The organism is Pseudomonas sp. 9_2_1 (assembly GCF_059295275.1).
On the sequence record NZ_CM181239.1, the window covers coordinates 677,338 to 699,573 of the forward strand.

The window sequence follows — 22,236 nt, forward strand, 5'->3', positions numbered from 1 at the left end:
CAAAACCCCTATCTGCGCATGCAGGTAGGGGTTTTGTCTTTGTGGGCGAAAATCACAGGTATCGTGCATGCCTGTGATTTGTCGGCTCCCACAATTCGAGCCAGAACACTAGAATAGGCTCACGCACCTATCCAGAAGGGCTCCATGTCCAACCCTGTCGAACCCCAAACGCTGGCCCAGTTGCCGCTGGACGAGCTGGTCGCCTGCCACGAATGCGACCTGCTGCTACGCAAGCCTGTGCTCCAGCATGATGAGAAAGCCCAATGCCCGCGCTGCGGCTACGAGCTCTATGCCCATCGCCATAATGTGGTCAATCGCAGCCTGGCCCTGGTGCTCACAGCCCTGTTGCTATTCGTACCGGCAAACTTCCTGCCGATCATGCAGTTGCACCTGCTTGGCCAGACGTCGGACGACACTGTCTGGAGCGGCGTAGTGGGCCTGTACAATTCGGAAATGCGCGGCGTGGCGGTAGTGGTGTTCTTGTGCAGCATGGCCATTCCCCTGGCAAAACTGCTCTGCCAGCTGGCTGTGCTGCTCAGTATCCGCCTGAACATCGGGCGCAACTTCGGCCTGCTGTTCTACCGCATCTATCACCACCTGCGCGACTGGGGCATGCTCGAGGTCTATTTCATGGGTGTGCTGGTGGCCATCGTCAAGCTGGTGGACCTGGCCGAATTGACCGTGGGTTTGGGGTTGTTCTGCTTTATCAGTCTGTTGCTGATCCAGGTCTGGCTTGAAGTGGTGATGTCACCGCACCAGATCTGGAGTGCGCTATCGGGGGAGGACCTGCATGCGGGCGATTGATGCGGGCATTCTTGTCTGCAATGAATGTCACGAACTGAACAGAAATGAGCCGGGCAGCAAGTCGCAAACCTGCACCCGCTGCGGTGCGATTGTGCATGCGCGCCGGCCGAACAGCATCGTGCGTACCTGGGCGTTGCTGATTGCAGCGTCGATTCTGTACATCCCGGCCAATGTCCTGCCGATCATGACCGTGAGCACCTTGGGGCAAGGCAGCCCCGACACCATCATGTCCGGCGTCATCACCCTGCTCAAGCACGGCATGGTGCCCATTGCCGCTGTGGTGTTCATTGCCAGCATCCTGGTGCCCACGTTCAAGCTGGTGGGGATTGGCCTGTTGTTGTACTCGGTGCAGCGCCGTCAGCCGCTTTCGGCGCGGCAGCGCATATTGATGTACCGCTTCATCGAATTCATCGGGCGCTGGTCCATGCTGGATATCTTCGTCATTGCCATCCTGGTGGCGGTGGTGAATTTCGGCCGGATAGCCAGTGTCGAAGCCAACCTGGGCGCTGTCGCCTTCGCAACTGTGGTGATCCTGACAATGCTTGCCGCTTTAACTTTCGATCCCCGACTGATTTGGGATAACACGGAGTCGGATGACGACCATGAGTGACCTGCCAACGGCTAAAACCCGCCCAGCCTCGAACTGGTCGGCTATCTGGATCCTGCCATTGATCGCGTTGATGATCGGGGGCTGGCTCGCATGGCAGGCATACCGTGATGCCGGCGTGGAAATTGAAGTCCGCTTCGAGTCGGGTGAGGGCATCGTCGCCAACAAGACCGAGGTTATCTACAAAGGCATGCCGGTTGGCAAGGTCAAGAGCCTGGTGCTCGATGCCCAGGGCGAGAAGCAGGGGGTGATCGCCACCATCGAGATGAACAAGGCCGCCGAGCCGCATCTCACTAAAGGCACCCGCTTCTGGCTGGTGAAGCCGAGCGTCACCCTGGCGGGTATTTCCGGCCTTGAAACGCTGGTGTCGGGCAACTATATCGCCGTCAGCCCGGGGGAGGGCGAGCGCACCAAGCGCTTTACCGCGTTGAAAGTGGCGCCACCGCTCTCGGACTCGGAACCCGGCCTGCATTTGATGCTCAAGGCCGAGAGGCTGGGCTCGCTCAATCGCGATAGCCCGGTGTTCTACAAGCAGATCCAGGTTGGCCGGGTGAAAAGCTATCGGCTGTCCGAGGACCAGAGCACTGTTGAGGTCAAGGTGTTCATCGAGCCGGCATACGCCAGCCTGGTGCGTAAACATACGCGTTTCTGGAATGCCAGCGGCGTCAGCATCGATGCTTCGCTGTCGGGGGTGAAAGTGCGTAGCGAGTCACTGTCGAGCATTGTCGCCGGCGGTATCGCCTTCGCCACGCCGGAATACCGCAAGGACAGCCCGCCAACCGACCCGAGCCTGCCATTCCGCCTGTATGAAGACTTCGATGCAGCCCAGGCCGGTATCCGGGTCAAGGTCAAGCTGAGCGACTATGAAGGCCTGCAGGCCGGCCGTACGCCGGTCATGTACAAGGGCATCCAGGTTGGCTCGCTGAAAGCCCTGAAGATGGAAGACAACCTGGCCAGCGCATCCGCCGAGCTGACCCTGGACCCGTTGACCGAAGACTACCTGGTCGAGGGCACGCAGTTCTGGGTGGTGAAACCCTCCATATCCCTGGCGGGTATTACCGGCCTGGAAGCACTGGTCAAAGGTAACTACATCGCCATTCGTCCAGGTGAGAAGGGCGCGCGGCCAGAGCGTGAGTTCGAGGCGCGCGCCAAGGCGCCGCCGCTCGACCTCAAGGCGCCTGGCCTGCACATGGTGTTATTCGCCGATACCCTGGGGTCGCTCGAGATCGGCAGCCCGGTGATGTACCGCCAGGTGAAGGTAGGTAGCGTGCAGAGCTATCAGTTCGCCCGCAACAGCAACCGTATCCTGATCGGTGTGCATATCGAGAAGGAATACGAGAAGCTGGTCAACGGCTCGTCGCGCTTCTGGAACGTCAGCGGTATTACCCTGACGGGCGGCTTGTCGGGCATCAAGATCAAGAGTGAATCACTGCAGACACTGATGGCCGGTGGTATCGCGTTCGATACGCCGCGCCCCGATGTAGCACTTAAACGCCATATCCCGCGTTTCCGCCTGCATGAGAGCCAGGAGGCGGTAAACCGTGCGGGTACGTTGATCACCATTCGGGTAGACCGTGCCGATGGCCTCAAGCCGGGTACTGCGATCCGCTTCCGCGGCCTGGATGTAGGCAGTATCGAGAGCGTCGACCTGACCGATGACCTGCAGGCTGTGCTGCTGCGGGCGCGCATTACCGAGTCGGCGAACCGCATTGCACGTGCAGGCACGCAGTTCTGGGTCGTCAAGCCGGCCTTGGGTCTGGTACGCACCGAGAACCTCGATACCCTGGTGGGCGGGCAGTACCTGGAAGTTCAGCCAGCCGCCAAAGACCGTGGCCCGCAGCGCGACTTCATTGCCTTGGCCGATGCGCCGCAGGTGGCAGGGCCGGAGGTCGGCCTGCCGTTGACGCTCAGCGCCCCGCGCCGTGGTTCGATCAAGCCGGGTGTGCCGGTAACCTATCGTGAGGTTACGGTGGGTAAGGTGACGGGTTTCGAGCTGGGCCAGAGTGCTGATCGGGTGCTGATCCATATTCTCATCGAGCCGCGCTATGCCGCCTTGGTGCGCAGCGGCAGCCGCTTCTGGAACAGCAGTGGCTTCGGTTTCGACTGGGGGCTGTTCAAGGGGGCTACGGTGCGCACCGAGTCGGTGGAAACCCTGATTGATGGCGGTATCGCCTTCGCAACACCGGACGGTGAGCAGATGGGCAACCCGGCACGGCCTCAGCAGACGTTTGCCCTGTTTGAGAAGGCTGAAGATGAATGGCTGCAGTGGGCGCCGAAGATCCAGATAGCCAGGTAAATGCAGGGGCGGCTCACCGGCGAGGGCGGTGACGCGGTGAATGGCACCGGCTTTGCCGGTGTTCGCGGGTGAGCCCGCTCCTGCAGGTATGTCAATTGATGCTGATTCCTTGGCAATTCAAGGTAAATGTTTGGAGTGAACAATTGCCATGAATTGCAGGCAACAAAAAACCGACCCTAAGGTCGGTTTTTCGAATAGCGCGTCGCTTAGGCAGCTGCAGCTTCTTTCAGCGCCTTGATGTGGCCATTCAGACGGCCTTTGTGACGAGCAGCCTTGTTCTTGTGGATGATACCCTTGTCGGCCATACGGTCGATTACAGGTACAGCCAGAACGTAAGCGGCTTGCGCTTTTTCGGCGTCTTTTGCGTCAATGGCTTTAACTACATTCTTGATGTAGGTGCGGACCATGGAACGCAGGCTGGCGTTGTGGCTGCGACGCTTCTCAGCCTGTTTTGCACGTTTCTTGGCGGAAGGTGTGTTGGCCACCGTCGAGCTCCTCGAAAGACTTTAGGTAAATAGCAAACAAAATAGGCCGCGAATCATGCCGATGAGTCGACCGGATGTCAAGGCCACCTGCAAGGTTCCGCCGAGCGGTGCGCCAACAACCTGGAAAGATTCCTTTCTGCTGCGCGACCTGTACACTCGGGAATTTTTGGCTCCCCTGCAACGGCGCGGGAGTATCGCACATTCGGACGCTGTCTGGCAGCGTCCTCTGTCAATGGCGTGAATCTTTTCGATGAACCTGCTCAAATCCCTGGCTGCAGTAAGCTCGATCACCATGATTTCGCGGGTGCTAGGCTTCGTTCGTGACACCATCCTGGCGCGCATCTTTGGTGCTGGCGTTGCCACCGACGCCTTCTTCATCGCGTTCAAGCTGCCCAACCTGCTGCGGCGCATATTCGCCGAGGGTGCGTTCTCGCAGGCGTTCGTGCCGATTCTGGCCGAGTACAAGACCCAGCAAGGCGAGGAGGCGACACGCACCTTCATCGCCTATGTCACTGGCCTGCTGACCCTGGTCCTGGCCCTGGTGACCACCATCGGCATCCTGGCGGCGCCGTGGGTGGTGTGGGCAACCGCCCCAGGTTTTGTCGACAGCGCAGAAAAATATGAGCTCACCACCGACCTGTTGCGGGTGACATTTCCTTATATATTGCTGATTTCGTTGTCGTCGCTGGCCGGCGCGATCCTCAATACCTGGAACCGTTTCTCGGTACCGGCCTTCACCCCGACCCTGCTGAACGTGGCGATGATCGCCTTTGCCCTGCTGCTGACACCGTACTTCAATCCGCCGATCATGGCCCTGGCCTGGGGCGTGCTGGCGGGCGGCCTGGCGCAGTTGCTGTACCAGCTGCCGGCATTGAAGAAGATCGGCATGCTGGTCCTGCCGCGCCTGAACCTCAAGGATGCCGGCGTCTGGCGTGTGCTCAAGCAGATGCTGCCGGCCATTCTCGGAGTATCGGTAAGCCAGATATCGCTGATCATCAACACCATCTTCGCCTCCTTCCTGGTGGCCGGCTCGGTGTCGTGGATGTATTACGCCGACCGCCTGATGGAGCTTCCTTCAGGCGTGCTGGGCGTGGCCTTGGGTACCATCCTGCTGCCAACCCTGGCCAAGACCTACGCCAACAAGGACCGCGAAGAGTACTCGCGGATCCTCGACTGGGGCCTGCGGCTGTGCTTCCTGCTGGTACTGCCTTGCACCCTGGCCCTGGGCATCCTGGCCGAGCCGCTGACCGTGGCGCTGTTCCAGTACGGCAAGTTCAGCGCCTTCGACGCGGCCATGACCCAGCGCGCGCTGATTGCCTATTCCGTGGGTTTGCTGGCAATCATTCTGGTCAAGGTGCTGGCACCGGGCTTCTATGCGCAGCAGAATATCCGTACACCGGTGAAGATTGCCGTGTTCACCCTGGTCTGTACCCAGCTGTTCAACCTGGCCCTGGTCGGCCCGTTCGCGCATGCCGGCCTGGCCCTGGCCATCAGCCTGGGGGCCTGCCTGAATGCCGGCCTGCTGTTCTGGAAGCTGCGCAGCCAGCAGCTGTTCGAGCCGCAGCCTGGCTGGGCGATGTTCCTGTTCAAGCTGGTGCTGGCGGTGACGCTGATGTCGGCAGTATTGCTGGCCGGCATGCACTATATGCCGGCCTGGGAGCAGGGCAGCATGCTCGAGCGCTTCATGCGCCTGGGCGCACTGATCCTGGCCGGTGTGGTGACGTACTTCGGTTGCCTGTACCTTTGTGGGTTCCGGCCCCGGCATTTTGCCCGCAAGGCCTTGCACTAAGGCGCTGGGCGGGTCAGGCGTCGGTTTTTAGCATTCCACGCCGCCCTTGGGCGCTGCTGCCTGTCACCGGCGCCCGGGTGTGGTTATAATCGGCCACTTTATGAGCAAGAAGCGCGTTATGCAGCTGGTTCGAGGTCTTCACAACCTGCGCCCCGAGCACCGGGGCTGTGTCGCCACCATTGGCAACTTCGACGGGGTTCACCGCGGCCACCAGGCAATCCTGGCGCGCCTGCGCGAGCGCGGCCAGGCCTTGGGCCTGCCGACCTGCGTGGTGATCTTCGAACCGCAACCACGCGAGTACTTCGCCCCCGAGACTGCCCCTGCGCGCCTGGCTCGCCTGCGCGACAAGGTCGAGCTGCTGGCCGGTGAAGGCATCGACCGGGTGCTGTGCCTGGCATTCAACCAGCGCCTGAGCAGCCTCAGCGCCGATGACTTCGTCAAGGCTATCCTGGTCGATGGCCTGGGCGTGCGCCACCTTGAAGTGGGCGATGACTTCCGCTTTGGCTGCGACCGCGCTGGCGATTTCGCCTTCCTGGTCGAAGCCGGCAAGCAGTACGGCTTCACCGTCGAGGCGGCCAACACGGTCATCCAGGATGGCCTGCGGGTCAGCAGCACCGAAGTGCGCCAGGCCCTGGCCGAAGGCAACTTCGAGCTGGCCGAGCACCTGCTGGGCCGCCCCTACAGCATCACCGGCCGCGTGCTGCATGGCCAGAAACTGGCCCGCCAGCTCGGCACACCGACTGCCAACATCCAGCTCAAGCGCCGCCGCGTGCCGCTGTCCGGGGTCTACCTGGCCAGCATCGAGATGGACGGCAAGGCCTGGCCGGGTGTCGGCAATATTGGCGTGCGCCCCACCGTAGCCGGTGACGGGCGCCCGCATCTGGAGATTCATCTGCTGGACTATGCTGGCGACCTTTACGGTCGGCGCCTGACGGTGGAGTTCCACCACAAGCTGCGTGAAGAGCAGCGATTCGCCTCCCTGGAGGCGCTGAAGTCGGCGATCGATGCGGATATCGCCGCCGCACGTGCACATTGGCACGCTCAACCGCTAACCAAGAGCCTGAAATGACCGACTACAAAGCCACGCTTAACCTTCCGGACACCGCCTTCCCCATGAAGGCCGGCCTGCCTCAGCGCGAACCGCAGATACTGCAGCGCTGGGACAGCATTGGCCTGTACCAGAAGCTGCGCGAGATTGGCAAGGATCGTCCCAAGTTCGTGCTGCACGACGGCCCGCCCTATGCCAACGGCAAGATTCACATCGGTCATGCGCTGAACAAGATTCTCAAGGACATGATCGTCCGCTCCAAGACCCTGGCCGGCTTCGATGCCCCGTACGTGCCGGGCTGGGACTGCCACGGCCTGCCGATCGAGCACAAGGTCGAGGTCACCCACGGCAAGCACCTGTCGGCCGACCGCACCCGCGAGCTGTGCCGCGAGTACGCCGCCGAGCAGATCGAAGGGCAGAAGACCGAGTTCATCCGCCTGGGCGTGCTGGGTGACTGGGACAACCCGTACAAGACCATGAACTTCGCCAACGAGGCCGGTGAAATCCGTGCCCTGGCCGAAATGGTCAAGCAAGGCTTCGTGTTCAAGGGCCTCAAGCCTGTGAACTGGTGCTTCGATTGCGGCTCGGCCCTGGCCGAAGCCGAAGTCGAGTACGCCGACAAGAAATCGCAAACCATCGACGTGGCCTTCCCGGTGGCCGACCAAGCCAAGCTGGCTGCCGCCTTCGGCCTGCCTTCGCTGGCCAAGCCTGCCGCCATCGTGATCTGGACCACCACCGCGTGGACCATCCCGGCCAACCAGGCGCTGAACATCCATCCGGAATTCAAGTACGCCCTGGTCGATACCGGCGAGCGTCTGCTGGTGCTGGCCGAAGAGCTGGTCGAAGCCTGCCTCGAACGCTGGAACCTGGAAGGCTCGGTAATCGCCACCGCTCAGGGTTCGGCGCTGGAACTGATCAACTTCCGCCATCCGTTCTACGACCGCCTGTCGCCGGTGTACCTGGCCGACTACGTCGAGCTGGGCGCCGGTACCGGCGTGGTTCACTCCGCCCCTGCCTACGGTGAAGACGACTTCGTCACCTGCAAGCGCTACGGCATGGTCAACGACGACATTCTTACCCCGGTGCAAAGCAACGGCGTGTATGTCGAATCGCTGGAGTTCTTCGGCGGCCAGTTCATCTGGAAGGCCAACCCGGCCATCGTCGAGAAGCTGAGCGAAGTCGGTGCGCTGATGCACACCGAAACCATCAGCCATAGCTACATGCACTGCTGGCGCCACAAGACCCCGCTGATCTACCGCGCCACCGCGCAGTGGTTCGTCGGCATGGACAAGCAGCCAAGCACGGGTGAGCCGCTGCGTGAGCGCGCGCTCAAGGCCATTGAAGAAACCAGGTTCGTCCCGGCCTGGGGCCAGGCGCGCCTGCATTCGATGATCGCCAACCGCCCGGACTGGTGCATCTCGCGTCAGCGCAACTGGGGTGTGCCGATTCCGTTCTTCCTGCACAAGCAGACCGGCGAGCTGCACCCGCGCACCGTCGAGCTGATGGAAGAAGTGGCCAAGCGCGTCGAGCAGCAAGGTATCGAGGCCTGGTTCAAGCTGGACGCCGCCGAGCTGCTGGGCGCTGAAGCGGACCAGTACGACAAGATCAGCGACACCCTCGACGTGTGGTTCGACTCGGGCACCACCCACTGGCACGTGCTGCGTGGTTCGCACGATATCGGCCATGCCACCGGCCCGCGCGCCGACCTGTACCTGGAAGGTTCCGACCAGCACCGCGGCTGGTTCCATTCTTCCCTGCTGACCGGTTGCGCCATCGACAACCACGCGCCGTATCGCGAGCTGCTTACCCACGGTTTCACCGTGGACGAGAACGGTCGCAAGATGTCCAAGTCGCTGGGCAACACCATCGAGCCGGAAAAGGTCAACAACACCCTGGGTGCCGACATCCTGCGCCTGTGGGTCTCCGCCACCGACTACTCCGGTGAAATGGCGGTTTCCGAGCAGATCCTGCAGCGCAGCGCCGACGCCTACCGCCGCATCCGCAACACCGCGCGCTTCCTGCTTTCCAACCTGTCCGGCTTCGACCCGGCGCGCGACCTGCTGGCGCCGCAAGACATGCTGGCACTGGACCGCTGGGCCGTGGACCGCGCCTTGCTGCTGCAGCGCGAGCTGGAAGAGCACTACAGCGAGTACCGGTTCTGGAACGTCTACTCCAAGGTGCATAACTTCTGCGTGCAGGAGCTGGGCGGCTTCTACCTCGACATCATCAAGGACCGCCAGTACACCACCGGCGCCAACAGTGTCGCCCGCCGTTCGTGCCAGACCGCGCTGTACCACATCAGCGAGGCGCTGGTGCGCTGGATCGCGCCGATCCTGGCGTTCACCGCCGACGAAATCTGGCAGTACCTGCCGGGTGAGCGCAACGAGTCGGTCATGCTTAACGGCTGGTACCAGGGCCTGAGCGAGCTGCCGGAAGGCATCGAGCTGGACCGCGCCTACTGGGACCGCGTGATGGCGGTGAAAGCTTCGGTCAACAAGGAGCTGGAAAACCAGCGTACCGCCAAGGTCATCGGCGGCAACCTGCAGGCTGAAGTCACCCTGTACGCCGACGAAGGCCTGAGCGCCGACCTGGGCAAGCTGGGCGACGAGCTGCGCTTCGTGCTGATCACTTCGGCCGCCAGCGTGGTGCCGTTCGTGCAGGCACCGGCCGAAGCCGTGGCCACCGAAGTCGAAGGCCTCAAGCTGCAAGTGGTCAAGTCCGGCCACGCCAAGTGCGGCCGTTGCTGGCACTTCCGTGCCGACGTCGGCAGCCACCCGGAGCACCCGGAAATCTGCAGCCGTTGCGTCGACAACCTGAGCGGTTCGGGTGAGGTGCGTCACTATGCCTAATCCTGCAGAGGGGCGCTTCGGGCGCCTTGCATGGCTTTGGCTGAGCTTGCTGGTGCTGGTCCTCGACCAGGCCACCAAGCTGTACTTCAACAACGCCCTGACCATGTACCAGCAGATTGTCGTCATCCCTGACTACTTCAGCTGGACCCTGGCCTACAACACCGGTGCCGCGTTCAGCTTCCTGGCTGACGGCGCCGGCTGGCAGCGCTGGCTGTTTGCGCTGATCGCGGTCGTGGTCAGCGCGGTGCTGGTGGTATGGCTCAAACGCCTGGGGCGCAACGAAACCTGGCTGGCCGTGGCGCTGGCGCTGGTACTGGGTGGTGCGATCGGCAACCTGTATGACCGGGTCGTGCTCGGCCATGTGGTCGATTTCATCCTGGTGCACTGGCAGAACCGCCATTATTTCCCGGCCTTCAACGTGGCCGACAGTGCCATCACCGTTGGTGCGGTGATGCTGGCGCTGGATATGTTCAAGAGCAAGAAGTCCGAGGATCCGGTCCATGACTGACACCCGTATCGGCCAGAACACCGAAGTCACCCTGCACTTCGCGCTGCACCTGGAAAACGGCGACACCGTCGACAGCACGTTCGACAAGGCCCCGGCCACCTTCAAGGTCGGTGACGGCAACCTGCTGCCTGGTTTCGAAAGCGCGTTGTTCGGCTTCAAGGCTGGTGACAAGCGTACTGTAGTGGTGGCCCCGGAGAATGCCTTCGGCCAGCCCAATCCGCAGAACATGCAAACCATGCCGCGGTCCCAGTTCGAAGGCATGGAGCTGTCCGAAGGGCTGCTGATCATCTTCAACGATGCCGCCAACGCCGAGCTTCCGGGCGTGGTCAAAGCATTCGATGATGACCAAGTGACCATCGACTTCAATCACCCACTGGCTGGCAAGACCCTGACCTTCGAGGTGGAGATCCTCGAGGTGAAGGCCCTGTAAGCCTGGAGCCGAGCATGCAAATCAAACTCGCCAACCCTCGCGGCTTCTGCGCGGGGGTCGACCGGGCGATCGAGATCGTCAACCGCGCGCTGGAAGTCTTCGGCCCGCCGATCTATGTGCGTCACGAAGTGGTGCACAACAAGTTCGTGGTGGAAGACCTGCGCAACCGTGGTGCCATCTTTGTCGAAGAGCTGGACCAGGTACCGGATGATGTCATCGTCATCTTCAGTGCCCATGGTGTTTCCCAGGCCGTGCGCCAGGAAGCCGCTGGCCGTGGCCTGAAGGTGTTCGATGCCACCTGCCCACTGGTCACCAAGGTGCACATCGAGGTGGCCAAGTACAGCCGTGACGGCCGCGAGTGCATTCTCATCGGCCACCAAGGGCACCCGGAAGTCGAAGGCACCATGGGCCAGTACGACGCCAGCAATGGCGGTGACATCTACCTTGTCGAGGACGAGAAGGACGTTGCCAACCTGCAGGTGAGAGACCCGGACCACCTGGCCTTCGTCACCCAGACCACGTTGTCGATGGACGATACAAGCCGTGTCATCGATGCCCTGCGTGCGCGCTTCCCGAACATCGGCGGCCCGCGCAAGGACGACATTTGCTACGCCACCCAGAACCGCCAGGACGCGGTGAAGCAACTGGCGGACGAGTGCGATGTGGTACTGGTGGTCGGCAGCCCCAACAGCTCCAACTCCAACCGCCTGCGCGAGCTGGCCGAGCGCATGGGCACCCCGGCCTACCTGATCGACGGTGCCGAGGACCTGCAACGTGGCTGGTTCGACCAGAAGCTGCGCATCGGCATCACCGCCGGCGCCTCGGCCCCCGAAGTACTGGTGCGTGGTGTGATCGAGCAGCTCAGGGCCTGGGGCGCCACCGGTGCCGAGGAACTGGACGGGCGTGAAGAGAACATCACCTTCTCGATGCCCAAAGAGCTGCGGGTTCGCTCGCTGATCTGACGGGCTCCACGGTTCACGCTGCAGGGGCGGCCCTTTCGCGACACAAGGCCGCCCCTGCACTGACCGTGTTAGCCGTTACACCAGTTGTTGTCGCGGTCTTCCGTGAGCAAACGAACCCTCCCGCTGGACCCCAGCACCACCTGATGCCGGCTTTTGGCAGATGAGCGTTCGCACACTTCCAGCGTCACCCCCAGCCAGCTGTTGCTCGGCATCATTGGCACCCCCTGCGCACTGAACTTGAATTGCTCGCCACGATTGCTGGTGATTTCGAGGGGCCGCGCTAGCCGCTGCTCGCGCACCATCTGCTGGTTATGCTCCAGCACTACCCGCCAGCCATTCCCCCAATTACCGTCCAGCGCCTGCACCAGCACAGGCTGGCTTTGCAGCAGCGCATGGCTGCGTGCACTGCGCAGCGTCTGTGCCAGGTCACGGGCGGCGGCTGCCCTGTGCAGGTCGTCGCTCAACCTGGCGTAGGCCGGCATACCCAGCTGTGTCAGCAGGATGGCCAGCGCCAACGCCGTCATCATTTGCATCAGTGTTACGCCACGTTGCTTCACCGTGCATTCCCCTGTGGAAGTGCTTCGCTATAGCTTCACGATCGTTGGGCAGGGGGTCTAGTCGCTCAGGTTCAAGTTGATTGCAGGAAAAATCCGAGGAGGTGCAGGGATGCACGCAAGGCAACGGGGCATGACGCTACTGGAGGTGCTGTTGGCGGTGGTGGTTTTGGCAGTGGGGCTGTTCGCGGCGGCGGCTCTCCAGCTTCAGGCATTGCAAGCCACCGACACTGCGCGCCGCGACGGGCAGGCGGCGATGGCGGCGTACAGCGAGCATGAGCGGCGGCTGCCGTGAGGCGCGCAGAGGGTGGTTTCGGCTTGCTTGAACTGCTGCTGGCGCTGGCCATCGGGTTGACGCTGCTGACCGCCGCGAGCCAGCTGTTTGCCTCCGCTCACCAGGCCTGGCGCTTGCAAGGTACGGCAGTGCGGATGCAGCAGGATGCCCGGCTGGCGCTATTGCGCATGGCGCAGGATATCCGCATGGCGGGGATGTTCGGCTGCCTGCGGCTGAAACCAGGCGACTTTCCGGACCCGGCGAATTATCAGGTCTTCGCCCGGCCACTGGAGGTCGGCCCGTCAAGCCTGAGCCTGGTGGTTGCCGAGCTGCCGGGCCACGCTGGCGATCCGGACTGGACCTTGCTGACCAACTGTACCAACGAGGCGAAGGTGTACCAGGGGCGCGCGCAAGGCATCGACAGGCTTCTGGCGGTCCCGGTCAGCCGGTACCGTTATCATCTCGAGGGCAAGACCCTGTACTTCACGCGCCGCCGTGATCGCCCCCAGCCCCTGATCGACCATGTGCGCGCGCTGCAAGTGACGCATGTACGGCTGCCGGGCAGGGCACGGATCGATCTTCAATTGACGCTGTACGAGCCGGCTTTGCACCTGGAGCAACACCACGAGCTCAGTGTGGTGATTCGCAATCCGGTATCGACGCCATGAACCGGCAGCGTGGCGTGGTCTTGTTGCTGGCTTTGGTGCTGAGCATGTTGCTGGGTCTGCTTGCCGCATCAGCCCTGCGCGACGCAGTTACGGCCACGCGGATGACCGGTTACCTGAGCGACAGCCTGCTGGCGCTGGAGCAGGCCGAGCAGGCCCTGCAAGCTGGGCATGGCGAACTCCAACGGGCACCCCCTGACTCTTGCAAGGCGTGCCTGCCGCCGACTCGACCGCACGATCTGGGCGGGCAATGGCAGCGTGCGCCAACCGGCTTTTTCCAGCTGCAGAACCTGGGTACCAGCAACGGTGCTGCACACATGCCCCCAGGGCAGCAGGTCACCTTGTTCCGGGTAACGGCCGTGAGCCTCGACACTCAGCCAAGGCATGTGCTGGAGGCTGTCTATGCCGTGGTCGGCGACCAGACCCAGCGCATTACCTGGCGACAAAGAGCGAGAGGAGACTGACATGCAGCAAGGCTTGAGCCTGATCGAGTTGTTGATTGTGCTGGCCGTCACCGGCATTCTGGCAGCCATTGCCTACCCCAGTTACAGCGACCAGCTTCGGCGAGCCGCGCGCAGCGAAGTGGTTGGCCTGTTGCACGATGCCGCGCTGCGCCTGGAGCGCCACCGCGTGCGCACCGGCCAATACGCCGAGGGCAACCCGGCGTTGCCCGACGGTAACCGCCACTACAGCCTGCAGGCCCGGCGCGACAGCGATACCTTCACGCTGCACGCCCGGCGGCTGCCGCATGGGCTGATGGCGCAGGATCGCTGTGGTGATTTCCAGCTCGACCAGGCCGGCGTGCAGCGCAACCCGGGTGCCGTCGAGGCCAGCGAGCGCTGCTGGGGAAGCTGAAGGTTGAATGGTGCCCGGTGCATCGCGGTTTTACTTCAGGTGTTGGATCGACAGATGAGCAAGCAAGTAGTGGTGGTCGGCGGCGGGGTGATCGGTCTGCTGACGGCATTCAACCTGGCGGCGAAGGTCGGCCAGGTGGTGGTGTGTGATCAGGGCGAGGTCGGTCGCGAGTCGTCCTGGGCCGGCGGTGGCATCGTCTCGCCGCTGTATCCGTGGCGCTACAGCCCGGCGGTGACCGCCCTGGCGCACTGGTCGCAGGACTTTTATCCACAGCTGGGCGAACGTTTGTTCGCCAGCACCGGCCTCGACCCTGAAGTGCACACTACCGGCCTGTACTGGCTGGACCTGGACGACGAGGCCGAAGCCCTGGCCTGGGCCGAGCGCGAGCAGCGGCCGCTGAGTGCCGTGGATATCTCGGCAGCTTATGACGCGGTGCCGGTATTGGGGCCGGGGTTCAAGCGGGCCATCTACATGGCTGGCGTGGCCAATGTGCGCAACCCGCGCCTGGTGAAGTCGCTGAAGGCGGCGCTGCTGGCATTGCCGAACGTGACCTTGCGCGAACACTGCCAGGTCACCGGTTTCGTTCATCAAGATGGTCGGGTGACCGGGGTGCAGACTGCCGATGGCGTGCTGGTGGCGGATGAGGTAGTGCTCAGTGCCGGCGCCTGGAGTGGTGACCTGCTGCGCACGCTTGGTCTTGAGCTGCCAGTGGAGCCGGTGAAGGGCCAGATGATCCTGTTCAAGTGTGCCGAAGACTTCCTGCCGAGCATGGTCCTGGCCAAGGGGCGCTACGCCATCCCGCGCCGTGACGGGCACATTCTGGTGGGCAGCACGCTGGAGCATGCCGGGTATGACAAGACCCCGACCGACGATGCCCTGGATAGCCTGAAGGCATCTGCAGCCGAGTTGCTGCCTGGGCTAGAAGGGGCCACGGTGGTGGCGCACTGGGCCGGGCTGCGGCCTGGGTCGCCGGAGGGGATTCCTTACATCGGGCCGGTGCCTGGGCATGCGGGGCTGTGGTTGAACTGCGGGCATTATCGCAACGGGCTGGTGCTGGCGCCGGCATCGTGCCAATTGTTTACCGACCTGCTGACAGGGGCCGAGCCGATCATCGACCCGGCGCCGTATGCGCCGGCGGGTCGGTTGGGCTGAGGGCCTGTAGACAACTCAGCCGTTTATCAGTGCCGACTCAGCCCGGCTTGCCAGGGCCTTGCTGCAGGTGCGCCGGGCTGCAGTACCACTCACCGCCGCGCTGAAGCGCGCGGTCATTGGGCAGGTGCACGCCGCAATGGGCACAGCGCACCATCTGCAGCGGCGCGTCGAGCTTCGCTTCGGGGCGCGACTGCTGGCTGACTTTGAACTTGCGCCACAGCCAGAACGCGGCGGCGATCAGGGCGATCCAGAAAAGTAGGCGAACCATGGTGTCCAGCTTGTCGATTGAAGAAGCCGACAGTCTAGGACGCGGACAATAAAAAAGGGAGGCCCAAGGCCTCCCTTTCATGTACCGCAGTGCGTCAGTCGAACAGACCAAAGGTCATGTAGCTGAACCACGAGCGGTCTTTCTCGGCTTCTTTCGGGCCTTCCGGCACGATCGGGTTGCCATCTTCGTCTTTGGGCAGCAGTTCTTGCGGCATCTCGTCGCGGGCATCCTGGAACTGCTTGACCACGTCCTGGTTGGCGCGGGTTTCGCCCGGCGGCAGCGGGGCGTCGGTCTCGATCAGGCCCAAGGTGGCCTTGGACAACCAGCCACGACCGTCAGACTCGGTCTGCTTGGGCTGGAACTCGCCATCGGCCAGGCTCGGGTGGTCCGGGTAGTTGAGCTTGAGGGTTTCCAGGCTGGTGGCGGCCAGTTCGTCCAGGTGCATCTTCTGGTACGACTCGACCATCACCGCCAGGCCGTCGCCGACCGATGGGGTTTCCTGAAAGTTCTCTACCACGTAGCGGCCACGGTTGGCGGCTGCCACGTAAGCCTGGCGGCTCAGGTAGTAGTCGGCCACGTGAATTTCGTAGGAAGCCAGCAGGTTGCGCAGGTAGATCATGCGCTGCTTGGCGTCTGGCGCGTAGCGGCTGTTGGGGAAGCGGCTGGTCAGCTGGGCGAACTCGTTGTACGAGTCGCGGGCGGCACCCGGGTCACGCTTGGTCATGTCCAGTGGCAGGAAGCGTGCCAGCAGGCCGCGGTCCTGGTCGAACGAGGTCAGGCCCTTGAGGTAGTAGGCGTAGTCGACGTTCGGGTGCTGCGGGTGCAGGCGGATGAAGCGCTCGGCGGCCGACTTGGCAGCCTCGGGCTCGGAGTTCTTGTAGTTGGCGTAGATCAGCTCGAGCTGCGCCTGGTCGGCATAGCGGCCGAACGGGTAGCGCGACTCCAGGGCCTTGAGCTTGTTCACGGCGCTGGTGTAGCTGGAGTTGTCCAGATCAGCCTGGGCCTGCTGGTACAGCTCGGCCTCGCTGAGGTTCTCGTCGATGACTTCCTTATTGGAGGAACAGGCCGCGGTAAGCCCGAGGATGGCGATCAGCAGCAGGTGTTTCACTCGCATGGCGGCTTGCGTCCCTTTGACGGCCGCTGTCTTGGGCGGTGCCGTCCTGTTATGATGAGCGCCCCGGCCAACCCCGGGACAAAAGAAGCCGTATTTAACCACAAGCTCGCAGCCGAAACCAAAGGCTGTGCGCCCGCCGAATCGAGCATGTCCGAGATCATTCAACTTAGTGCAGAGGTACCGTCCGATCTGGGCGGTCAACGCCTCGACCAGGTCGCCGCCCAATTGTTCGCGGAGTACTCGCGTTCGCGGCTTACCACGTGGATCAAAGAGGGCCGCCTGACGGTCGATGGCGCCGTCGTGCGCCCTCGTGACACCGTCTATGGTGGCGCCGTACTTGCCCTGCAGGCCGAGCAAGAGGCCCAGGGCGAGTGGATCGCAGAAGACATCGAGCTGGATATCGTCTACGAAGACGACCATATCATGGTGATCAACAAGCCCGCCGGGCTGGTTGTGCACCCGGCCGCCGGCCATGCCAGCGGTACCCTGCTCAATGCGCTGCTGCACCACGTGCCAGACATCATCAATGTGCCGCGTGCCGGCATCGTCCACCGCCTGGACAAGGACACCACCGGTCTGATGGTTGTGGCCAAGACCCTGCAGGCGCAGACCAAGCTGGTCGAGCAGATGCAAAGCCGCAAGGTCAGCCGCATCTACGAGTGCATCGTGATTGGCGTGGTGACTGCCGGCGGCAAGATCGACGCCCCGATCGGTCGCCACGGCGGCATGCGCCAGCGCATGGCGGTAACCGATGGCGGCAAGCCGGCGGTCAGCCACTACCGCGTGCTCAAGCGCTTCCGCTCGCACACTCATGTGCGGGTCAAGCTGGAGACCGGCCGTACCCACCAGATCCGCGTGCACATGGCGCATGTCGGGTTCCCGCTGGTCGGCGACCAGACCTACGGCGGGCGCTTCCGCATCCCGCCTGCTGCGAGCCCGACGATGGTCGAGGCGGTCAAGACCTTCCCGCGTCAGGCGCTGCATGCGCGTTTCCTGGCACTGGCGCACCCGATCACCGGCGAGATCATGAAGTGGGAGTCGCCGCTGCCGGATGACTTCCTCTGGTTGCTGACGCTGCTGAACGAAGACCGCGAGAGCTTTATCGGATGAGTGGCCTGGCGCAGTCGCTGCTATTGCCCGACTGGCCAGCCCCGCCCTCGGTTCGCGCCTGTGTCACCACCTGTCAGGGCGGCATCAGCCAGTCGCCTTACGCAACGTTCAACCTTGGCGATCATGTGGGGGATGACCCTGCTGCGGTTGCCGAGAACCGCCGTCGTCTGAGCGACGAGTTCGCCATCCAGCCGGCCTGGCTCAAGCAGGTGCACGGGCTGGTGGTGGCGGATGCCGACCCGGCCGTGGTGGCCGAGGCCGACGCCAGCTGGACTGACCAGCCCGGTGTTGCCTGTACCGTGATGACTGCCGATTGCCTGCCTGTGCTGTTCTGCGACCGGGCCGGTACCCGCGTGGCGGCCGCACATGCGGGCTGGCGCGGGCTGGCTGGTGGGGTGCTGGAAGCTACGCTGGACCGCCTGGCGCTGGCACCGGAAGAGGTGCTGGTGTGGCTGGGGCCGGCGATTGGCCCCAAGGCATTTGAAGTCGGGCTGGAAGTGCGGGATGCCTTTACTGCCGTGCACCCTGAAGCGGCCCGGGCCTTTGTCGACGGACAGCGGCCGGGCAAGCTGATGGCCGACATCTACGAGCTGGCGCGTATTCGCCTGGCGGCGCGTGGAGTGACGGCTGTTTATGGTGGTGGCTGGTGCACGGTCAGTGATGAGCGGTTCTTTTCCTATCGCCGTACCCCGCAGGGTGGGCGGTTTGCTTCCCTTGTGTGGCTGGAACCGCGCTAGCCTGCACCGGCCTCTTCGCGGGCACGCCCGCTCCCACAGGTACAGCATCGCCCTCGGGGCCAGTGATGATCCTGTGGGAGCGGGTTCACCCGCGAATGGCCCAGCACTAATCCAACAGGTTGACCCCGGTCAACCCCGCTACGCTTGAATCTTCCAGAATCAGCCTTATCTATAAGGTCATCTCAGGCAGGTTTCTTCATGAACAGGCGCTGTCCATCGCTCCGACCTGCCCTTTAAAGGAAGGTACACCATGCGAATAGACCGTTTGACCAGCAAGCTTCAACTAGCCATATCCGATGCCCAGTCCCTGGCCGTTGGCATGGATCACCCAGCCATCGAGCCCGTGCACCTGATGCAGGCACTGCTTGAACAGCAGGGCGGTTCGATCAAGCCGCTGCTGATGCAGGTCGGCTTCGACATCAACAGCCTGCGCCAGGCGCTGGTGAAAGAACTCGACCAGCTGCCGAAAATCCAGAACCCGACCGGCGACGTGAACATGTCGCAGGACCTGGCACGCCTGCTCAACCAGGCCGACCGCCTGGCCCAGCAGAAGGGTGACCAGTTCATTTCCAGCGAACTGGTGGTGCTGGCCGCCATGGACGAAAACAGCAAACTCGGCAAGGTTCTGCTGAGCCAGGGCGTGACCAAGAAAGCCCTGGAAAATGCCATCAACAACCTGCGTGGCGGCGCGGCCGTCAACGACGCCAACGCCGAGGAATCGCGCCAGGCGCTGGACAAGTACACCGTCGACCTGACCAAGCGTGCCGAAGAAGGCAAGCTGGACCCGGTAATCGGCCGTGACGACGAAATCCGCCGTACCGTGCAGGTGCTGCAACGCCGTACCAAGAACAACCCGGTGCTGATCGGTGAGCCCGGCGTGGGCAAGACTGCCATCGCCGAGGGCCTGGCCCAGCGCATCATCAATGGTGAAGTGCCCGACGGCCTCAAGGGCAAGCGCCTGCTGGCGCTGGACATGGGCGCGCTGATTGCCGGTGCCAAGTACCGTGGCGAGTTCGAAGAGCGCCTTAAATCGCTGCTGAACGAGCTGTCCAAGCAGGAAGGCCAGATCATCCTGTTCATCGACGAGCTGCACACCATGGTCGGCGCCGGCAAAGGCGAGGGCGCCATGGACGCCGGCAACATGCTCAAGCCGGCCCTGGCCCGTGGCGAACTGCACTGTGTGGGCGCCACCACGCTTAACGAGTATCGCCAGTTCATCGAAAAGGACGCCGCCCTGGAGCGCCGCTTCCAGAAGGTGCTGGTCGAGGAGCCGAGCGAGGAAGACACCATTGCCATCCTGCGCGGCCTTAAAGAGCGTTATGAAGTGCACCACAAGGTGGCCATCACCGACGGCGCAATCATCGCAGCGGCCAAGCTCAGCCACCGCTACATCACTGACCGCCAGTTGCCGGACAAGGCGATCGACCTGATCGACGAAGCGGCCAGCCGCATCCGCATGGAGATCGACTCCAAGCCGGAAGTGCTCGACCGCCTTGATCGCCGCCTGATCCAGTTGAAGGTGGAGTCGCAGGCGCTTAAGAAGGAAGAAGACGAAGCGGCCAAAAAACGCCTCGAGAAGCTGACCGAAGAAATCGAGCGTTTGGAGCGTGAGTATTCCGACCTGGAAGAAATCTGGGCGTCCGAGAAGGCCGAAGTGCAGGGCTCGGCCCAGATCCAGCAAAAGATCGAGCAAGCCCGCCAGGAGCTGGAAGCCGCTCGTCGCAAAGGCGATCTCAGCCGCATGGCCGAGCTGCAGTACGGGGTGATCCCGGACCTGGAGCGCAGCCTGCAGATGGTTGACCAGCACGGCAAGACCGAGAACCAGTTGCTGCGCAACAAGGTGACCGAGGAAGAAATTGCCGAAGTGGTGTCCAAGTGGACCGGCATTCCAGTAGCCAAGATGCTCGAAGGCGAGCGCGAGAAGCTGCTGAAGATGGAAGACCTGTTGCACCAGCGCGTGATCGGCCAGGGCGAGGCGGTAACCGCAGTGGCCAACGCCGTGCGCCGCTCGCGCGCCGGGCTGTCCGACCCTAACCGGCCGAGTGGTTCGTTCATGTTCCTTGGCCCGACCGGTGTGGGCAAGACCGAGCTGTGCAAGGCGCTGGCCGAGTTCCTGTTCGACACCGAAGAGGCCATGGTGCGCATCGACATGTCCGAGTTCATGGAGAAACACTCCGTGGCTCGCCTGATCGGCGCCCCACCAGGGTATGTAGGGTATGAAGAGGGCGGTTACCTGACCGAAGCGGTACGGCGCAAGCCTTACTCGGTGGTGCTGCTGGACGAGGTGGAAAAGGCTCACCCGGATGTGTTCAACGTGCTGCTGCAAGTGCTGGAAGACGGCCGCCTGACCGACAGCCACGGGCGCACGGTGGACTTCCGCAACACCGTGATCGTGATGACCTCCAACCTGGGCTCGGCGCAGATCCAGGAGCTGGTCGGCGACCGCGAGGCACAGCGTGCGGCAGTAATGGATGCAGTGGGCGCGCACTTCCGGCCAGAGTTCATCAACCGCATCGATGAAGTGGTGGTGTTCGAACCGCTGGGTCGCGAGCAGATTGCCGGTATTACCGAAATCCAGCTGGGCCGCCTGCGCAGCCGCTTGCTGGAACGCGAGCTGTCGCTGAGCCTGACCCCGGAGGCGTTGGACAAGCTGATTGCCGTGGGTTACGACCCGGTGTACGGCGCACGGCCGCTGAAGCGGGCGATTCAGCGCTGGATCGAGAACCCGCTGGCGCAGTTGATCCTGGCAGGCAAGTTTGTGCCGGGTACGGCGATCGATGCCAAGGTGGAAGGCGACGAAATCGTCTTTGTATAAGTTGTTCCATCATGAGCCCCGCGTTTGCGGGGCTTTTTTTTTACCGGTTTTTCTGTGCTGGCCCTATCGCCGGCAAGCCAGCTCCCACAGGTTCAGCACCGCTTTCGAAGGCTGTGGAGGGCAATGTGGCAGCTGGCTTGCCGGCGATAGGGCCCTCACAGCCCCAGCAATTCCGGGCCTTTGCGGACTTGCCGGGTAACCCGCTGAAATTTTTGAAATTTCTGCTTGCATCCTAAAACGGGTCCCCCTAATATACGCCGCGTTGTCAGCCACTAAGCGAATCACCAGCAACATAGGTGACCGCAAAACAACTTACAAATCAGTAAGTTGAATGAAAAAAAGGGGTTGACAAGCAAAACGAAGAATGTAGAATAGCCGGCCTCAGCAGCGACAAAGCGAAAGCTAAGAAGCTGAAGAGTTCGAAGCTAACACAGACTTCGAAGCAGTAAAGATGTACCGAAGTTCAGTTCCGCGATAGCTCAGTCGGTAGAGCAAATGACTGTTAATCATTGGGTCCCTGGTTCGAGTCCAGGTCGCGGAGCCATCTCGGGGTGTAGCGCAGTCCGGTAGCGCGCCTGCTTTGGGAGCAGGATGTCAGGAGTTCGAATCCCCTCACCCCGACCATTTTCCGGGTCGTTAGCTCAGTTGGTAGAGCAGTTGGCTTTTAACCAATTGGTCGTAGGTTCGAATCCTACACGACCCACCATGTTAAAAAGGGCATCTCAAAGAGATGCCCTTTTTTTTGAAAGACCCGGGGTGTAGCGCAGTCCGGTAGCGCGCCTGCTTTGGGAGCAGGATGTCAGGAGTTCGAATCCCCTCACCCCGACCATTTTTGGGTCGTTAGCTCAGTTGGTAGAGCAGTTGGCTTTTAACCAATTGGTCGTAGGTTCGAATCCTACACGACCCACCATGAA

21 protein-coding genes and 5 tRNA genes are annotated in these 22,236 nt (G+C 62.5%); 22 read left to right on the plus strand and 4 right to left on the minus strand.

The window, feature by feature from the left end; translation table 11 throughout:
- Positions 1–144: 144 nt before the first annotated feature.
- The 3 genes from AC5O5I_RS02995 to AC5O5I_RS03005 are packed head-to-tail and all read left to right on the plus strand — an operon-like array spanning position 145 to position 3,707.
- Positions 145–804: a paraquat-inducible protein A gene (locus AC5O5I_RS02995; RefSeq protein ID WP_172229936.1), complete on the plus strand. Its 660-nt coding sequence runs from the start codon at positions 145–147 to the stop codon at positions 802–804.
- Positions 791–1,414 (plus strand): paraquat-inducible protein A, encoded by a 624-nt coding sequence (locus AC5O5I_RS03000; protein ID WP_172287246.1) that lies wholly within the window; start codon positions 791–793, stop codon positions 1,412–1,414. The genes AC5O5I_RS02995 and AC5O5I_RS03000 overlap by 14 nt, the downstream gene beginning before the upstream one ends.
- Positions 1,407–3,707: a PqiB family protein gene (locus AC5O5I_RS03005; protein WP_172287244.1), complete on the plus strand. Its 2,301-nt coding sequence runs from the start codon at positions 1,407–1,409 to the stop codon at positions 3,705–3,707. Before AC5O5I_RS03000 ends, AC5O5I_RS03005 begins: the two co-directional genes overlap by 8 nt.
- Before the next feature lie 206 nt (positions 3,708–3,913).
- Here AC5O5I_RS03005 and rpsT read toward each other — a convergent pair whose 3' ends face one another.
- Positions 3,914–4,192: a 30S ribosomal protein S20 gene (gene rpsT, locus AC5O5I_RS03010; RefSeq protein WP_003247625.1), complete on the minus strand. Its 279-nt coding sequence runs from the start codon at positions 4,190–4,192 to the stop codon at positions 3,914–3,916.
- 250 nt (positions 4,193–4,442) lie between these two features.
- Between rpsT and murJ the strand changes: the two genes are divergently transcribed.
- From murJ to ispH, 6 genes are all read left to right on the plus strand, one after another.
- Positions 4,443–5,981, plus strand: a complete 1,539-nt coding sequence (gene murJ, locus AC5O5I_RS03015) for a murein biosynthesis integral membrane protein MurJ (protein ID WP_172229945.1) — start codon at positions 4,443–4,445, stop codon at positions 5,979–5,981.
- A gap of 118 nt (positions 5,982–6,099) precedes the next feature.
- Positions 6,100–7,050: a bifunctional riboflavin kinase/FAD synthetase gene (gene ribF / locus AC5O5I_RS03020; protein ID WP_494512052.1), complete on the plus strand. Its 951-nt coding sequence runs from the start codon at positions 6,100–6,102 to the stop codon at positions 7,048–7,050.
- Positions 7,047–9,878, plus strand: coding sequence for an isoleucine--tRNA ligase (gene ileS, locus AC5O5I_RS03025; protein ID WP_494512053.1), 2,832 nt, complete (start codon positions 7,047–7,049; stop codon positions 9,876–9,878). Before ribF ends, ileS begins: the two co-directional genes overlap by 4 nt.
- Positions 9,871–10,386, plus strand: coding sequence for a signal peptidase II (lspA, locus tag AC5O5I_RS03030; RefSeq protein ID WP_172233412.1), 516 nt, complete (start codon positions 9,871–9,873; stop codon positions 10,384–10,386). Before ileS ends, lspA begins: the two co-directional genes overlap by 8 nt.
- A complete protein-coding gene (fkpB, locus tag AC5O5I_RS03035; protein WP_172287241.1) occupies positions 10,379–10,816 on the plus strand; it encodes an FKBP-type peptidyl-prolyl cis-trans isomerase in 438 nt (145 codons plus the stop codon). Before lspA ends, fkpB begins: the two co-directional genes overlap by 8 nt.
- A gap of 14 nt (positions 10,817–10,830) precedes the next feature.
- Positions 10,831–11,778 carry a 4-hydroxy-3-methylbut-2-enyl diphosphate reductase gene (ispH, locus tag AC5O5I_RS03040; protein ID WP_172287240.1) on the plus strand — a complete coding sequence of 316 codons (948 nt, stop codon included), beginning with the start codon at positions 10,831–10,833 and terminating at the stop codon, positions 11,776–11,778.
- A gap of 68 nt (positions 11,779–11,846) precedes the next feature.
- Here the strand turns inward: ispH and AC5O5I_RS03045 are convergent, their stop codons facing one another.
- Positions 11,847–12,335, minus strand: coding sequence for a GspH/FimT family pseudopilin (locus AC5O5I_RS03045; protein ID WP_494512054.1), 489 nt, complete (start codon positions 12,333–12,335; stop codon positions 11,847–11,849).
- 109 nt (positions 12,336–12,444) lie between these two features.
- On the opposite strand from AC5O5I_RS03045, the gene pilV reads away from it, so the two are divergent.
- The 5 genes from pilV to thiO are packed head-to-tail and all read left to right on the plus strand — an operon-like array spanning position 12,445 to position 15,278.
- Positions 12,445–12,627 (plus strand): type IV pilus modification protein PilV, encoded by a 183-nt coding sequence (gene pilV / locus AC5O5I_RS03050; protein ID WP_172288895.1) that lies wholly within the window; start codon positions 12,445–12,447, stop codon positions 12,625–12,627.
- Complete coding sequence (locus AC5O5I_RS03055; protein WP_494512055.1) at positions 12,624–13,274, plus strand: PilW family protein; 651 nt, start codon at positions 12,624–12,626, stop codon at positions 13,272–13,274. The genes pilV and AC5O5I_RS03055 overlap by 4 nt, the downstream gene beginning before the upstream one ends.
- On the plus strand, positions 13,271–13,735 hold the full coding sequence (locus AC5O5I_RS03060) for a hypothetical protein (RefSeq protein ID WP_172231254.1): 465 nt from the start codon (positions 13,271–13,273) through the stop codon (positions 13,733–13,735). Before AC5O5I_RS03055 ends, AC5O5I_RS03060 begins: the two co-directional genes overlap by 4 nt.
- 1 nt (position 13,736) lies before the next feature.
- Positions 13,737–14,126: a type IV pilin protein gene (locus AC5O5I_RS03065; RefSeq protein ID WP_172231251.1), complete on the plus strand. Its 390-nt coding sequence runs from the start codon at positions 13,737–13,739 to the stop codon at positions 14,124–14,126.
- A gap of 54 nt (positions 14,127–14,180) precedes the next feature.
- Positions 14,181–15,278: a glycine oxidase ThiO gene (thiO, locus tag AC5O5I_RS03070; RefSeq protein WP_172231248.1), complete on the plus strand. Its 1,098-nt coding sequence runs from the start codon at positions 14,181–14,183 to the stop codon at positions 15,276–15,278.
- 37 nt (positions 15,279–15,315) lie between these two features.
- Here the strand turns inward: thiO and AC5O5I_RS03075 are convergent, their stop codons facing one another.
- Together AC5O5I_RS03075 and AC5O5I_RS03080 are read right to left on the minus strand one after the other, a co-directional pair.
- Positions 15,316–15,546, minus strand: coding sequence for a PP0621 family protein (locus AC5O5I_RS03075; RefSeq protein ID WP_494512056.1), 231 nt, complete (start codon positions 15,544–15,546; stop codon positions 15,316–15,318).
- A 94-nt stretch (positions 15,547–15,640) separates the two neighbouring features.
- Positions 15,641–16,660, minus strand: a complete 1,020-nt coding sequence (locus tag AC5O5I_RS03080) for an outer membrane protein assembly factor BamD (protein ID WP_172287423.1) — start codon at positions 16,658–16,660, stop codon at positions 15,641–15,643.
- Positions 16,661–16,807: 147 nt separating this feature from the next.
- Between AC5O5I_RS03080 and rluD the strand changes: the two genes are divergently transcribed.
- From rluD to AC5O5I_RS03120, 8 genes are all read left to right on the plus strand, one after another.
- A complete protein-coding gene (rluD, locus tag AC5O5I_RS03085) occupies positions 16,808–17,770 on the plus strand; it encodes a 23S rRNA pseudouridine(1911/1915/1917) synthase RluD (protein WP_172228580.1) in 963 nt (320 codons plus the stop codon).
- On the plus strand, positions 17,767–18,507 hold the full coding sequence (pgeF, locus tag AC5O5I_RS03090) for a peptidoglycan editing factor PgeF (protein ID WP_494512057.1): 741 nt from the start codon (positions 17,767–17,769) through the stop codon (positions 18,505–18,507). Before rluD ends, pgeF begins: the two co-directional genes overlap by 4 nt.
- A 250-nt stretch (positions 18,508–18,757) precedes the next feature.
- The gene (gene clpB, locus AC5O5I_RS03095; protein ID WP_172228576.1) at positions 18,758–21,322 is read left to right on the plus strand and encodes an ATP-dependent chaperone ClpB; all 2,565 of its coding nucleotides are present in this window, start codon (positions 18,758–18,760) and stop codon (positions 21,320–21,322) included.
- A 468-nt stretch (positions 21,323–21,790) separates the two neighbouring features.
- Positions 21,791–21,866, plus strand: a tRNA-Asn gene (locus AC5O5I_RS03100).
- 3 nt (positions 21,867–21,869) lie between these two features.
- A tRNA-Pro gene (locus AC5O5I_RS03105) sits at positions 21,870–21,946 on the plus strand.
- Between the two features lie 6 nt (positions 21,947–21,952).
- Positions 21,953–22,028 (plus strand) — tRNA-Lys (locus AC5O5I_RS03110).
- A 46-nt stretch (positions 22,029–22,074) separates the two neighbouring features.
- Positions 22,075–22,151: transfer RNA gene (locus AC5O5I_RS03115), tRNA-Pro, on the plus strand.
- Positions 22,152–22,156: 5 nt separating this feature from the next.
- Positions 22,157–22,232 (plus strand) — tRNA-Lys (locus AC5O5I_RS03120).
- Positions 22,233–22,236 lie beyond the last annotated feature (4 nt).